Origin of the sequence: Morganella sp. TYF_1 (assembly GCF_043105645.1) — a bacterium.
Lineage (GTDB): Bacteria > Pseudomonadota > Gammaproteobacteria > Enterobacterales > Enterobacteriaceae > Morganella > Morganella morganii_B.
In genome coordinates this window covers 122140-135943 of sequence record NZ_JBICLU010000025.1, presented here as the reverse complement: position 1 = coordinate 135943, position 13804 = coordinate 122140, and the positions used below count along the sequence as shown (strand labels likewise).

At 49.4% G+C, this 13804-nt stretch carries 16 protein-coding genes; 1 reads left to right on the top strand and 15 read right to left on the bottom strand.

Annotation, left to right across the window (positions count from 1 at the left end; translation table 11 throughout):
* Position 1 precedes the first annotated feature (1 nt).
* The 13 genes from ACF8OF_RS12270 to ACF8OF_RS12210 all read right to left on the bottom strand — a co-directional run bounded on the left by ACF8OF_RS12270 (position 2) and on the right by ACF8OF_RS12210 (position 11112).
* Positions 2-700, bottom strand: coding sequence for a phage minor tail protein L (locus ACF8OF_RS12270; protein ID WP_036414551.1), 699 nt, complete (start codon positions 698-700; stop codon positions 2-4).
* Entirely contained in the window at positions 697-1026 is a 330-nt protein-coding gene (locus ACF8OF_RS12265) for a phage tail protein (RefSeq protein ID WP_036414548.1), read from the bottom strand. Before ACF8OF_RS12265 ends, ACF8OF_RS12270 begins: the two co-directional genes overlap by 4 nt.
* A gap of 39 nt (positions 1027-1065) precedes the next feature.
* Positions 1066-4389 carry a tape measure protein gene (locus tag ACF8OF_RS12260; protein ID WP_392496769.1) on the bottom strand — a complete coding sequence of 1108 codons (3324 nt, stop codon included), beginning with the start codon at positions 4387-4389 and terminating at the stop codon, positions 1066-1068.
* A 43-nt stretch (positions 4390-4432) separates the two neighbouring features.
* A complete protein-coding gene (locus tag ACF8OF_RS12255; RefSeq protein ID WP_392496767.1) occupies positions 4433-5125 on the bottom strand; it encodes a DUF6246 family protein in 693 nt (230 codons plus the stop codon).
* Between the two features lie 50 nt (positions 5126-5175).
* Positions 5176-5931 (bottom strand): Ig-like domain-containing protein, encoded by a 756-nt coding sequence (locus ACF8OF_RS12250; protein WP_195433242.1) that lies wholly within the window; start codon positions 5929-5931, stop codon positions 5176-5178.
* Between the two features lie 64 nt (positions 5932-5995).
* Positions 5996-6367: a hypothetical protein gene (locus ACF8OF_RS12245; protein ID WP_048822304.1), complete on the bottom strand. Its 372-nt coding sequence runs from the start codon at positions 6365-6367 to the stop codon at positions 5996-5998.
* Entirely contained in the window at positions 6364-6732 is a 369-nt protein-coding gene (locus tag ACF8OF_RS12240; protein ID WP_123568967.1) for an HK97 gp10 family phage protein, read from the bottom strand. Before ACF8OF_RS12240 ends, ACF8OF_RS12245 begins: the two co-directional genes overlap by 4 nt.
* A gap of 1 nt (position 6733) precedes the next feature.
* Complete coding sequence (locus ACF8OF_RS12235; protein WP_195433240.1) at positions 6734-7075, bottom strand: hypothetical protein; 342 nt, start codon at positions 7073-7075, stop codon at positions 6734-6736.
* A 1-nt stretch (position 7076) separates the two neighbouring features.
* Positions 7077-7454 carry a hypothetical protein gene (locus ACF8OF_RS12230; RefSeq protein ID WP_004242363.1) on the bottom strand — a complete coding sequence of 126 codons (378 nt, stop codon included), beginning with the start codon at positions 7452-7454 and terminating at the stop codon, positions 7077-7079.
* A 24-nt stretch (positions 7455-7478) separates the two neighbouring features.
* On the bottom strand, positions 7479-8459 hold the full coding sequence (locus tag ACF8OF_RS12225; protein WP_195433238.1) for a major capsid protein: 981 nt from the start codon (positions 8457-8459) through the stop codon (positions 7479-7481).
* 5 nt (positions 8460-8464) lie between these two features.
* Positions 8465-9151: a hypothetical protein gene (locus tag ACF8OF_RS12220; protein WP_052926036.1), complete on the bottom strand. Its 687-nt coding sequence runs from the start codon at positions 9149-9151 to the stop codon at positions 8465-8467.
* 65 nt (positions 9152-9216) lie between these two features.
* Entirely contained in the window at positions 9217-10278 is a 1062-nt protein-coding gene (locus ACF8OF_RS12215; protein ID WP_004242360.1) for a phage minor head protein, read from the bottom strand.
* A gap of 3 nt (positions 10279-10281) precedes the next feature.
* Positions 10282-11112: a DUF4055 domain-containing protein gene (locus tag ACF8OF_RS12210; RefSeq protein ID WP_349814511.1), complete on the bottom strand. Its 831-nt coding sequence runs from the start codon at positions 11110-11112 to the stop codon at positions 10282-10284.
* Here ACF8OF_RS12210 and ACF8OF_RS12205 point away from each other — a divergent pair.
* The gene (locus ACF8OF_RS12205) at positions 11067-11186 is read left to right on the top strand and encodes an EspF repeat-containing protein (protein ID WP_223302382.1); all 120 of its coding nucleotides are present in this window, start codon (positions 11067-11069) and stop codon (positions 11184-11186) included. The genes ACF8OF_RS12210 and ACF8OF_RS12205 overlap by 46 nt on opposite strands.
* Positions 11187-11662: 476 nt before the next feature.
* On the opposite strand, the gene ACF8OF_RS12200 is transcribed toward ACF8OF_RS12205, so the two are convergent.
* Together ACF8OF_RS12200 and ACF8OF_RS12195 are read right to left on the bottom strand one after the other, a co-directional pair.
* Complete coding sequence (locus tag ACF8OF_RS12200; RefSeq protein WP_392496765.1) at positions 11663-13147, bottom strand: terminase; 1485 nt, start codon at positions 13145-13147, stop codon at positions 11663-11665.
* Position 13148: 1 nt separating this feature from the next.
* Complete coding sequence (locus ACF8OF_RS12195) at positions 13149-13751, bottom strand: hypothetical protein (protein ID WP_195433234.1); 603 nt, start codon at positions 13749-13751, stop codon at positions 13149-13151.
* Positions 13752-13804 lie beyond the last annotated feature (53 nt).

The following is a 13804-nucleotide window of genomic DNA, read 5'->3' as shown; positions in this document are numbered from 1 at the left end:
GTTAACCTAGTTTGTTGGAGCCGAGAAACCCACCGAACGGCAATACTGAGGAGTGGCGAAGTTTGCAGCCACGGTACTTATGAGAGCACTGATCTTTTGTCGGGTCATTGGTCGGCTGATCCTTTTCGTCTGCGACAGGAGGCCCGTCATACCCGCAATCCTGTCCACGATATCGCCACGGGCATATATCAGCCTGAATAACCCGGGCGGGAATTTGTGCATTATCTGTTTCTGTCGGCAGCGCCAGCACATATGTAACGAAATCTGAGTCTGAATTTTCACGTTGCTCAATGACAAATTTCTGTACAGCCTCACGGGACGGATCTGCCTGATTGTTTCCATCCGGAAAATTTACCGCATCAAGATATTGCTCCATAACCTGCCGTCTGGTAACAATCGCCCCCAGTGCGTCGTCATAATCGTTATTGATTGCAGTCAGCAACCCATCAATGTTGGCGAATGTCATCTTCGGCCTTGCTGACGCTCCCTGCGCTGTCATGCTGAGTCCGGTTACCTGAACCGGATACGGATCATATCGGTTACCCTGCCAAATCACCGGTTTCAACAGGCCGTTCATTCCGTCATGAAAGCGGTATACATTCCCGCCGAAGCGACTTAAATCCACCTCATACAAATCAAGCATTGCTGATTGTTCAATCTGAGTAACCGCAATCCGCATATCTGCCGGAATATCTCTCACGCAACCACCTCCTCAAATACACAATCAATCTGCCAGACAGACTGTTTCCTCGTTACCTGCCAGTTACGGCACACGAATGTCCGCAGGGTTCTGTCATCCCCTGTCAGCCACAGGAATGATTCCACTGCCCCACGCTGACTGAGAAAATTATCTATTTCACGTCCGACAGAAACCGGTTTGATGAATGCCAGGTTATATGTTTTAAGGTGATTATTGATTCCGTCTTTGGCTCTCTGCTCGTAGCCATTGCCGAATTTTGCAACCCTGACCTTCGGTTCATTATTAATTTGGCAGGCATCCTCAGGACGCCATTTAAATTCATCCATTTATCGGTTCCATTAAAAAAGCCACCGTACTGGTGGCTGTTAATAGCGCTGATTACCTTGTATTGCACCGCTTCTGATTTCTGTCATCAGAACGTCATATACAGTACCTTTAACCATCCTGGTTATCATTGTTGCTTCCTTTTCTGTCATGCCATTGGGAGCCTGAACCTGAAAATTGAAGTGCATATCCCCTATGCTGACACCACCATCGCCACCCATCTGCCGGTTACTGATTACTTTTCCGCTGTCACCGGGGATCATGTACTGATGACCGTTCGACGCCTTGAATATTTCAGGCTGCCCGTTCTCACCAACGCGATACATTTTGTTAGCGTCAACGGGGCCACCGTTATAACGGGCACCGGCGACAGCCATTGTTTTACTCGCCGCCATGGCTGACATGTAAGACGCTGAACCAGCTGTAACCGCCGCCCCCATCGTTGCAATAGCAGCACTCATTGCCGCTGGAGCCCATGCTGATTGTGCTGCCACGGCCTGAGCAACAGTAGATGCCTGCGCTGCTGTTGACATGGCCTCACCAACAACCATATTTTTAATCTGCTGCATCCCCATCTGAACTAACGCCCCTACAGCCTCATCAACAATGGTTGATGCTACATTACGGAATGCATCATTAAGACTCTGTGCGCCGGTAATAAGCCCTGTCAGTACGTTGGATGAGCGCTGACCGAGAGCATCAAGACCATCTGCGAGAAACTGATTGGCCTGACTCTGATTACGCCAGATTTCCCACTGAGCATTCAGTCTTGCTTCCTCATACTCAGTGTTTGCTGCATTTATCAGCGCAAGACTTTGCTGTGCCGTAATAACTTTCTGATTTTCAAAATTTTTAATCAATGCCAACTTCTGAGCGTGCTCATTAGCCAGCGCCTGAACAGGATCAACCTGAGCCGCCATTTCCTGGACAGGAGATACAGCAGATTTCGCATTTATTTCCGCTGTTTTTCTGGCGTGTTCCGCTTTTAACTCAATGCTGCGTTTCTGATACTGTTCTTCGGTGATGAGGTTACCTTTCAGTTGCCGTTCGAGTTGCTCTCCGGCCAGTTTCATATCCTGATCAGCTTTTGCCTGCGGGTTCTGCTCAAATGCCTCTTTGCGGTCTTTGATTTTCTGCGTAAGGTCGTACTCTTTACCGGCCAGTGCTGTAACTTCGGCGATCTGAGCGGAATTAGCTTTTGAACCAAGCTTCTGTACTGCTTCAAGAATTGCAGCCTCGCGGGACAGCCCTTTTGTTTCCAGCTCTGCAACTTTCGTCGCATTAGCCAGGTCGGTTATCTTCTGTTTGAGTTTTTCCGCTTCTGTTGCTTCTTTTTTTGCTTCGGATACCGCCTCCCTTGATATTTTAATACCGGTTTTTTTTGCTTCGCTTGCCTCGCCAGCTTTAGCAGCTAATTCAGCAAGTTTTTCAGCTTCCTGCTCTGATATCCCTTTATCTTCAACATAATACTTGACCTGTAATTGACGTCTTACTACGTCATCCTTCGCTCCAGCCATTTCAATTTCACGTTCAAGCGTCTTTTTCATGTCAGCGCCAGCATCTGACCATTCAACTTTCAGGCTTGCTGAATTGAACTTTTGTTTTGCTTTTGTGGCTTCGTCAAGGTCAAGTCCGTAAGCGCGAAGTGCTGCTCCGGCATTAGGTAGCAAAGTACTCGCCTCTCGCTTTAGCAGCTCCTCGCCCTGCAACAATTCCCCGTTTAACTTCGCTTGCGCTGCACTGATAAAATTCACAGTCTTGCTTCTGTCATTTTGCACGCGCTCAAGATTGGCTTCTGCTTTTGCTAATTTTCTGGATATTATTTCGAGGTTCTCCTGGGTACTACCAAAGTGTAATACCCCATCAGAATATGCTTTGTATGCTGTTTTGAGATTTTTAACCTCCTGCTCTGCAGAGCGCTGAGCATCCGTCAGAACTTCGAGCTCGTCCCTGGCATCTGCTATTTTTGCTGCCAGTTCGGTGCGAGACATTTTATCCATGCTGGCACGCAATTCATTTAGTGAATCAGCAAACTCTTGTGCTGATCTTTTTGCTTCTTCAGCTTTTTGGAAAAAATAATACACAGCGGCTCCGGCCAACATCGCAGCACCAACCGATCCACCAATCAAGGATAGAGCTTTGCTTGCCAACCCACTTGCAACGTTAAGTCTGTTCTGTGCCGCAGCGAGACTATTTGTGGCTGCGGTTTCCTGCTGTGTTAATCCTGTTATTACTGCTGAGTTTACTGCCAATTCACGGCGAATTCTGGTTCTCTGCGCTTCAGTAGTGGCTGCTGCCAACTGCGCACCCAGCGACTGCTGAACTGTCACAGCCAGAGTCTTCTCAGCTGCAATTCTGTTGATTGTTGCCGTGGCGGCTTCGATCTCAACTCTGACCGCTTGTTTTGTCGCCGCCATATCGGCAAGTGTCTCTTTAACTTTCTTTGCCTGAGCGGTAGCTGATAGCGTAAGAGCTCCAACATATCTAGACCCCATGACACCGGCTGCAATAAGCAATACGTTAGTCAGTGATTCCAGATTGTTGCTGGCAGATACGGTAGCGTCGTTGAAGATGTTTATAAATGTCTTAACAGTGGTGTTCTCGCCAAAGAATTTAGTAATATTATTACTGGCGATCTGAAGAGACTGCGACATTGTTTGTGTTGTATTCGCAAACTCCTTCTCAATAGCTGGTCCCATTTCACGGAATGCTTTTAACAGTACATCCGTGGTTAATTTGCCTTCTGCGGCCATCGCTCTCAGCTTGCCGATGCTGACACCCAGTGAATCCGCAAGTCCTTTCATCAGTGCCGGAGCCTGTTCACTCATTGAGTTAAATTCCTGCCCGCGCAGCACACCAGATGCCAGTGCCTGTGATAACTGGACAAGTGCACCTTCTGATTCTGCTGCTGTGGCACCTGAAACGGTCATTGCCTTTGAGATAGTGGTGGTTATCTGCCCTAACTCTTCGCCACTGAGCCCGGCACTGCGCATCGCTCTTTCCAGTCGTGAATACAGCGTTGCGATACCGTCAAGGCTTGAACGACTGTTCTGAGCAATATCAAACACGCGCTGATTCACCACCGCCAGCGTCTCTCCGGTCTTTATGGAGTTGACGAGTTTGTTATTCAGCGCCGTCCAAGCTTCCGCGTAGCTGGTAACGGCTGACACAGACAAGTAAGCAGTCAGAGATGCGGCAACCCGCGACAGCGAGGCCATTGAGCGCTCAGTGCCATTGACGGCGGTCGTTGTGCGGTTAAATCTGCCTTCCATATTCCGCAGCCGCTGATCCAGTTGACGCTGTGATGTCAATAACTGAGCAACATCCATCTGCACCTGATATACGATTTCACCGACGTTTGCCATTTACCGGCTCCTTAAAATGAAAAACCGCCAAATGGCGGATATGTTAAACTGTCTTCCTGCTCACCAACCGGCGCTTGCCCTTAATCAGGTCATCGTTACGGACATCATCGGCATTGGTGATAGCCTCATACTCATCTTTCGTGAAGCCTTTCTCATCCGGATATTTCGCTTTCAGCATCATCACGAACTCGGTCATTGTGAGTTGTTCCGCTTCGCTGCGGGTGATGTTGAAATGCACACGGGCGGCACTGATGTAATCGACGGCGTGGAACTCGTCGGAGTATTCGTCTTTACCTTCGTTGCGCTGGAGTTTGCGCACCTTAGCTTTACCGATAATGCCGTGGGTCATTAGCTCGCGCGCCAGCAGGATGATATCGCGATAATGCATAGCGCCGCGCCGGTACACCATGCCGGATTTGCCAACCCGCCATTCACCGATAACCTCAGAACAGTCATCGTTACAACATGCCTGCATCACGTCCATTGCTGTCGATAAAATGCTGCGCCCGTAAACCGGTTTATTTAACAGTACAATCAGCCATTCAGGAACCATTCCGTAAGCGTCTACAGCAGACGCTATAATTTGTTGTACCTCTGCGCCATTTAATTGCGTAAACGCACTCACAATCTCTTTAGGCTCACCGATTCGCGTCATGGCATCCAGCGACGGGCGGAACAGGTAATCATTTTCGGCAGTGGATATCACCATCTCGCCGTATTCTAAACGCGGTGTCATATATCCTCCTGAACATTATCAAGGGCACCCGGAGATACCCTTTGTAATATTTAGGCCGCAGTGACTGTAACGACACATTTCGCCGCCTTACTGCCATCTTCCGATGTGACTGTAATATTCGCGGTACCGGCGGCGACAGCGGTGACAGTGACAACATTCAGTAGCTTACTGACGGTAGCGAAGTTAGGCTTATCGCTGACCACTTCGTAATTTTTGTTTGTCGCGTCAACAGGATTAAATCCGACCGTGAATGTTGCAGTTTCACCAGCTTTCACAGTCAGTGTCGCGGGGTTGGCTGCGATGCTCTGAACCACGATTTCTTCCTGCAGCCATTCAAAGCTGTCAGCGTCTGCGACTTTCAGTTCACCGGAATACGTGGAGATTTCTTTGGTCGGGAACTCCATAGACCATGATGTGAAGTTCATGTAACTCTGAATCACATCACTACCATCGCCTTTCATGTCAAGCTGCACCCAATATGACGGCTGACGGCTGGCCTTGACTTCAGCAAGGATTTCTTTGGCGATATCAAAAGCAGACGTGGAACCATCAGCACCTTTGCGCTTCAGTTCACCATCAAACTTAATGGTTAAATCCAGACCGGTCACGATGGCCTCAGTCAGGCCTTTCGTGTCATCAGCCTTGGATGTAACTGTTTCAGTTCCGTAATCCACGCTTTTGCTGGTCAGTGCGCCGAGACGCAGAAATGCGGACTGTTCAGGAGCCGTACCGGGGCAACCGGACGCGATGCGGAGAATTCCCGCATTACCCATCACCAGGCCTTTATCATCAGGGCATTGTGCCATGTTGTAACCTCTTTATATGCAAATAAAAAAGGCCGCCGAAGCGACCTGTTTGAAGTGTGTTTGTTTATGATGTGCAGCGGAAGGTCAGGGGAATCCAATACCTCCCCTCTGCCGTCTGAACCGGATTCACGAACCCGGAAATATTGATAATGAAATTCAAGCCATGAGACTGAGCATGGCACCTGACATAATCAAGTATTTCATAGGCTCTCTGAGCGACAAACTCCACCCAATTCTTACCTGAAATTAACGACACTGTGAAAAAATCGTCACCACCAAGATCATTGATTCTTCCGGTTCCGTCCCGCTGCTGAAAAACCATGTACGCATCCAGGTCGTGTCCGCCGGATTCTGACCATTCATAGTCCTGAATGATAAAACCGTCAGACAGCCCTGACTCGGAAAAATAACGCTTAACCTGCTCGATGGTGGTCATATGCGCATTTCCTCCGCGACAGCCTGGTCAATCATCTGCTGTGTTTCCTCAAAGCCTTTAGTGAGGAATTCTTTCTTCGCTGTCGGTCTGCGGAAGCTCTGCTTCACATTCGGGTCGTGAACGAAAACAGCATAGGATGCTGAGTAACCCACACGCCCGGTAAACAACGTTCCTTTCACCTCCACATCACGGAACTGAGAGTTGATCAGTGTCTTTGTATCAATCGGTGTGTATACCGCAGCCTGTCTGCCACCGATATCCAGCGCACGATGCATGGCCCTGCTGACTTTCTTTGACGTGATATTACCGACCAGCGCATTAAAGTCAGCAACAGCACGGTTAATACCGATTACTTTTGCTCCCATGTCACACCGCCGTTGTTAGAGTGTAGTCATCTTTGCCGCCGTTAATATCGCGGTCACGGTCAACGGCTTTGATTCTGCTGGCTCCGACCACGAACGGATCTTGTCCGTCATGCTTGCCGATAGCGATGTAATCATCTTGTGTGGCTTCGCTGTATTCCGTCCAGATGACATTTTTGATGACAATTTCAGTGCCTACCGTTTTTGTTCCGTCACTCATCCTGCTTCCGTAGTCACACCGGATATGAATGGGCTCTGAAAATTTCGGCTTGCCGTAACTGTCTTTGCCTTCAATCTTCCAGATAGTTGCCCATCCCTTGCAGAACCGGCGAAGGATTTTACCCATATCACCCCCGGTTCACGTCAAACTGAATAATGCTGACCGGCCGGTCAATAGGCAGGTTATCTGTGCATCCGGCGGTATCCAGTGCGGATAACAATTTCAGCAACGATTTTCTGCCGTCAGCAAAATACTGGTACGAAACTGAAGCACCGGACGGTGCATGTTCTGATGCAATTTTACGGACATCAGCCGCAGACAGGATGAGGATGACGGAATACACCTTGATAAGCGTCATCACCGCATCCGTATACCCTGCCTTATCAAGGCATCCGTCAATGCTGTCCACTACAGATAATGCGGCGGCAACCGCAAAATCAGGAGCCTCAAACCCCATCATTTCCAGTTGCTCGCCTATCTGCTCCGGACTGATTTGTACTGCCATATCACCTCCGGATTATTACTGCGATTACTTCGCAGATTTAGCAGCCTTACCGCCTGCATCAGCATCTTTACCGAATGTCACCATAACCCCGGCAGTGTCTTTGATGCTTGCAGCAATTTGTTTCCAGTTATCAGTTGCGGCTACCTGTTCGTTAGTCGGTGACTTGATACTGTCCTTCGCCCACTGATAACCACGCAAACCGATGGTGAAATCATATTCCCCCTGCATCAGAGCCTTAATGTTTTCCTGTCCGAGAACGTTCTGCGCTTTCATGATCAGCGGTGAGGTCTGTACAGCCGCCGCACCGGTAACCAGACCGAGTGAATGCTGCTTATTACCTTCAGACAGAGACGGAATATCAGAAATTACAAAACGACGCCCGAATCCGTCCTGCTTGATGGCCACGTTACCAATCTGGAACAGGTTACTGGAGTTGGTTAGTGTTTCGTCCATAAAGTCATTGAACGTTGCACCGTCCATCAGCCAGGCGATAATACGGGAATACGCATCACCAAACGGACGGGTGCCTTTGTTTAACCCGCGCAGTGATGGTGCGCTTCCTGCTGCTGTCAGATCAGTAACTGCCGCAGCGTTGCCGGAGATTGCCGCTTTCAGTGCCGCACCGGCAGTGTTCAGATAATCCTGAAGCATCGCTTCTGCAGCCTGCGCAGATACTACCGCTGCCGCTTCTGCTACGTCTTTACCCAGGCGCTTCATCATCGTCGGAGTGACAGATACCGGCCCGATACGACCATCGACCTTAATCATCCGGTCGAGAATTTGCCCTAACTCCTGCGGTGTAAGATTACCTGATCCGTATGCATTACGACGCTGTGCCAGACCACCAAGTAACTGCCATGATGTCTGCTCGATGTAATCACCAATATGGTCACCATCACCGAAAACCAGCGCACCGCCGGATGCTTCATTAAACTGCTGTACTGCCTGAGCCACCAGCTCTGTCGCTGCCAGAGATACCTGGTGCTGAAAAATATGCAATGTCATAAATCTTATGCCTCTGTATTTTTTGCAATGATTTCACGTGCGCGATCCACCAATGGATTCACACTTTTGGGTTTATCACTGCCTCCGGCAGGTGATTTGTCTTTGCCTCCGTCACCCCTGGTTCCGGTTGCCTTACTGCCGATAATGACCGGCGCAAATAACTGATTATTTCTGAATTCTTTTTCCAGCTCATCGATAGTCAGAGCTGATAGTTGCCCAGTTGCGTCCACCACGCGGGTTTTACCATCTTCAACGGCAAGGCGTGATTTGATATGCGGCACAATCAGCGCGGCACTGTCACCCGCAAGTTTTGTCGCCAGCGACTGCGCGACGTTATCAACCAAAAGTTTTTGCAGGCTGGCATCTTTTTCCTGTAACTGTGTCAGTAACTCTTTTTCGCGGATGTTGAGTTTTTCAGCCCAGCTCTTTTCCAGTGATTCGATATCACCGTTTTTACGGGCCTGTTCTTCTGCAGCTTTCTTTGCGGCTTCTTCAGCCTGACGGCGCTTTTCCTGTTCTGATTTCTTCTCAGATAACAGTTCATCGACTTTCTTCTGAAGACCGGACACATCCGGGATGTCAGGCATGCCATCAATCTGGATTTGGTATCCGTCACCGGCTTCTTTGTACATGGCCTTATGCTCTTCAGTCAGCACGTCAAATTCTTCTTTGGTTAATTTCCACTTAAACATCGTCAACCTCTGGTTTTGATGGTGTAGTCACTGACTACAGGTAATAAAAAACCCGCCGGAGCGGGTCATTTGAGTTCGATATCGGCCTTTCTGAAGGCATCGGGTATGATTTTCTGAAGTTCCTTCAGTGTTATTGGTCTGAAGTATTTATCGAGTTGTAATTTTGCGAATCGTTCCGGTGATAACCCGCCCTCACGGAATAACTGCGCCCTGGTCTTACCAAGCACAATGTCCTGCCTGTTCGCTGGCTGGCGGTAAAGCCACTCATAATAAGTTTCTTCGCCCCATTCAGAATTACCGACCGGCTCTGTGACAAACAAGTCTGCATATTTTTCATCAAGCACCGGGAGCAAGCGACTACGGCAGTTAGGGTGAAGCGGAGGCCTCGGTCCTTTACCAAGCGGATAACAGCGGCCGGACAGAGAACGGCACACTGCCGATGTTTTGTTATCCAGTATTGCACTGAATTCCTCATACTTAATCAGATCAGAATTCTCTTTATAGAAATCCGTCGCCGCCACACTGTGAGCATGTTGTAATGTCGTTCTGGCAACAGTCTGAAATCCCCTGACCACCCTGCCAACCACTGCCGCTGCGATTATCAGCGGTTCCGCTGAGGTTCCGTTAATAGCCGATTGCAGGTCAGCCACACCCCCGCCTGACGACAACGATATCACCACCTGATTCTCTATCTGCTGCATGGCTGTATCGGCCCACGACTCAATGAATTTGGCGAGAAACAGGGAGCTGTTCCATCCCGTCAGAGAGAGCGGTATGTTTTGCACATCTCTGCGCACCTTGTCAGCATCAGCCGGATTAACGTTTTTTACCAGTGAGTTAAACCCGTGATATTCAGCATCTGCCATCACAACAGCGGCGTTGATAATGTCATCAAGTAACCTGTCAGAATAACCGGAAAGAACTGGCTTCAGCGTTTTTCTCAGCGCCAGCGCAATTGATTTCGCTCTGCTGACTGAGGAAACACTACCGGAATATCCGGATAATGCAGATGCTACAGCAGCGCGAATATCTGACACCAGTTCACGTGTGTCAGCAGTTGATGATTTGAGCCTTTCCAGCATAATCTGAATCATCAGTGCATTATCAAAAATGAGACCCGGCCGCATATTTTATACTCCCAGCATATTTGTACCTCTGATCAACTCCAGCTCTTCAGCTACATCCTCCGGTTTCTCATCCTGCGGGACAAGGTTCGCCCCCTGCATATACCGGATAAAATCTACAATCCGCATATTGCCGGACTGCACAGATGCCAGAAGTGCAGTAATTGCTGCCGAATCAAACTGCGCAATCTCGTATGTCTTATTGAGTTCAACAGAAGCTTCTCCAGCTCCGGCAAACTGAATACAGAAAGCCAGCGCACGATTAAAAGCCTGCTCAACATTACCGGCGCTCAACGATAAAACAGAGTTATCCGTCTGTGCTTCATCCAGTGCCTGTGTTGCTGTTCTCGCCGATGAGCCTCGCTCAACCAGCTTTGCTCCCAGCATTGCCATCTGCTTTTCCCGGCGCTCTGCCACAATAATCTGCATGGTGCGTTCTTCCGGCTGTGCAAACTTCATCTCGCCACCCTGAGGCAACAACACTCCTTTGCGGGAACCGACTGTGAACCCGCCTGACATGTGGTTTTTCACCCAGTCATCTGTCAGGCCTGACAGCGCAACCATCGGCTGACCGATAGTGTGTGCTGACTCTGCAATATCTGCCTCAATCTGGTAATGCTTTATATTCATATAAGCTATGTCAGCCAGTGGTGGCGCATCAGGAGTATGGTCATTGTTTTTTGACCCAATCCACGACCATGGCAACTCAGAAAGCGGCTTTCCCTGCGCATCAGTGAATTTTATCCACTCGCCAGAGCTGATTTCACTGTCCTTCTGCCACCGCCTTGAGTGTGCCAACCCGTCGATCAGACGTAACTCAATCCAGCGGTCCTGCATTTGCAGTTCAAAATCATCAGACTCAACCGGTTCCTGATATTTCACAACAACTAGTGATGTTTTCCCGCCGGTGACCCGCCAGTTGATAATCTCCTTCGCCGTAAACAACCGGACGTATGGTCTGCCTTTGTCTGCCTCAGTCTGGATACCTGCCCCACTGAAATCACTGAGCAGTCCGGCACGGCCACGCTGCAATACCTGAGACAATGCATCGCGGATCATCTGAGTCAATGGTTGCCCCTGACCATCAATATCAGCTTCAAGACTCTTTGTTCCACCCGATATACTGATTTTTACCGGCTTACTGAATGCAATACCGAGTAATCCGCTTAATGTTCGTCCGGTTGCATTCAGAAACGAAGCACGGAGAAGATATTTTTTGTATCGCTCACCATCATCGTCATCCCGCTTTTTATCTGCGGGGTGCGGCAGGTACTTTTCACCGCGGCTTTTCACTACGCGCTCACCGTCAACGCAGTCCCCGATCATATTCCATTCCGGTAAAAATTCGGTGTATGCCGGATGTTTGTAATCCACGTTTGTATTCATGTCAGTTCCAGTTGAATGTCAGAGACTTTGTCAGACATTTGACGTTGCGGCGACTGACCGCAAAATAACGGAATCCGTCAGCATCGTGTGATGTGTAGTCGTGAAGTGGTTTATCTTTCCAGCACCCGCGTTTGTCATCCCATTCTTTCCGGTACGCCTCAAGGTGGGTAATGCCTTCGCCACACTTGTTCTCATCGAATACACAGAGCGGCAGGATTTCGCGCACTGCCTCAATACCCTCATCAACGGATAGCTTCGGCACCACCTCAAAGCGGATGGAGTAGGTTTGCCCGTCAATTTCGTACCCTTCCTGCGCCAGTTCCCGGCGTGATTTCGCGTCTGAACCGAACTCGCGGTTGTCGATATCATGCGGCCCGTTGTGGCTGGCATATTCATAGCCTTTGTCTTTCAGTACTTTCATGTAGTGCCGCAGACCTTCGCCACTGTTTGAGTAGTGATCGATGATGTGAAATTCTTCACCGACTTCACGCACAAACCAGATTGAAGTGGAGTCACCCACACCGATATCCCAGTACGTATGCACCGGCAGATGTGAGTTATCAGGAATTTCGCCAATGCGTTTATTCTCGTACAGCCAGCGGAATTGCTTGGCGTAATACGCACCATCCACAGACTGCTGAAATGCCTCTGACGGTATCGACGGGTATTCCCTCTTCATATCGTCGCCGAGTGTTTTTTCTTTGGCGTAGTACCAGGCTTTCTGCCGGTCGTTGAGCGTAATTCCGTACTTGCCGGATAGCTCAGCAAAATAGTCAGTCAGGCGCTGCGGTAGCTGCTCAACAGGGTCGATTGCGTACTGCGGATTCTTCCACCAGGAGAAGAAGAAAAACTTCCAGTCCAGCGGAGATAATGATTTGCCCTGCATCAGTGCTTTTTCAGCCAGCTGGCAATAATCGAAGAAATAACCAGCCCGACCCTCTGCCGTGCTTTCAATCGTAGTGAAACATTCCGTTGATACTGCCTCAAACGCCCCTGTGACAATCTCACGGGCCTTTTCCGGCTGCCTGGCGCATATCTTTCCGAACTCCGATACATGCAGGTAACGCAGCGTGCCGCCACGAAATGATACTGACACGGTCACTGATCCGCCTTTGCTGAATACCAGCTCACCGGCTGAGTCATTACTCGCGGGGTTGGCTGCTTTGATTTCGTCCGGCAGACGTTCGTAGGCGTATTTAATCTTCTCCCGGAACAGGCGCTTTGCATCCGGCAGGGTGTGAGCTATCAGTGCGCACTTGGCTGACTCAAATATTGCCGCGTCAAGCTGGATGATGCAGACCTCTGTCGTGAATCCAAGTTGACGGGCTTTCAGGATGATATTGCGGTTGTGGATGCCTTCGAAATATTCAGTTTGCTCAGGCGTCATTTTAAAGCGAACCGGGCGACCTTCTTTATCGGTGATCCAGTACAGATTATTCAGACGCCATTGCTTATTACGCAGTAACGCTAAATGCTCTGGCTTCATGTTATTTGCCCGATAGTTCGTCCATCAGGTCGGATAGCTGGCTGGCTGTTTTATTCGGCTGCATGTCATCAAGTCCATACGCCTGGCGCTCAAGACCGATAAGGTTCTTCAGTGTTTCGCTCAGCGCTTTGGCTGACTTCACGCGCTCAGGCAGAGAGATAACAGCATGATAAAGCTCGTTCAGCTTGTCGCGCCCGTTTTCGTCAGGCTCAATCATCAGCTCGCCGAGTTTCTCCAGCGCGGCCACATCGGCACACTCTGAGCTCAGTTCATCAAACAGCACGTTAGCCAATTCACGCGCCCGCCGGATATCCCCGCGATGCTCCATGCGAACATTGGTTATTACCTCTGCGGTAGCTTCGATAAGTACGCGTTCTGACAGTGATGTTTCTGTGCGTACCTGTCTGCGTACTTCCTGCTTGCGTACCATGTCATCAGACTTGGCTTTTATCTTCGCATTCAGGTCACGCGACCAATCATCACGCTTTGCTCTCTTTCTTATCGCCCCTTCGGATATGTCGTGCTGTGAGGCGATTTCACGGAGTGACATCACGCCAGCCCTGTAAGCCGACTCGATGGCCTCCCAGTCTGGTCTTTTAGCCATTCGTCACCTTTATTAAATTTGATTAATGATATATTGGATCTTCATTCATATTA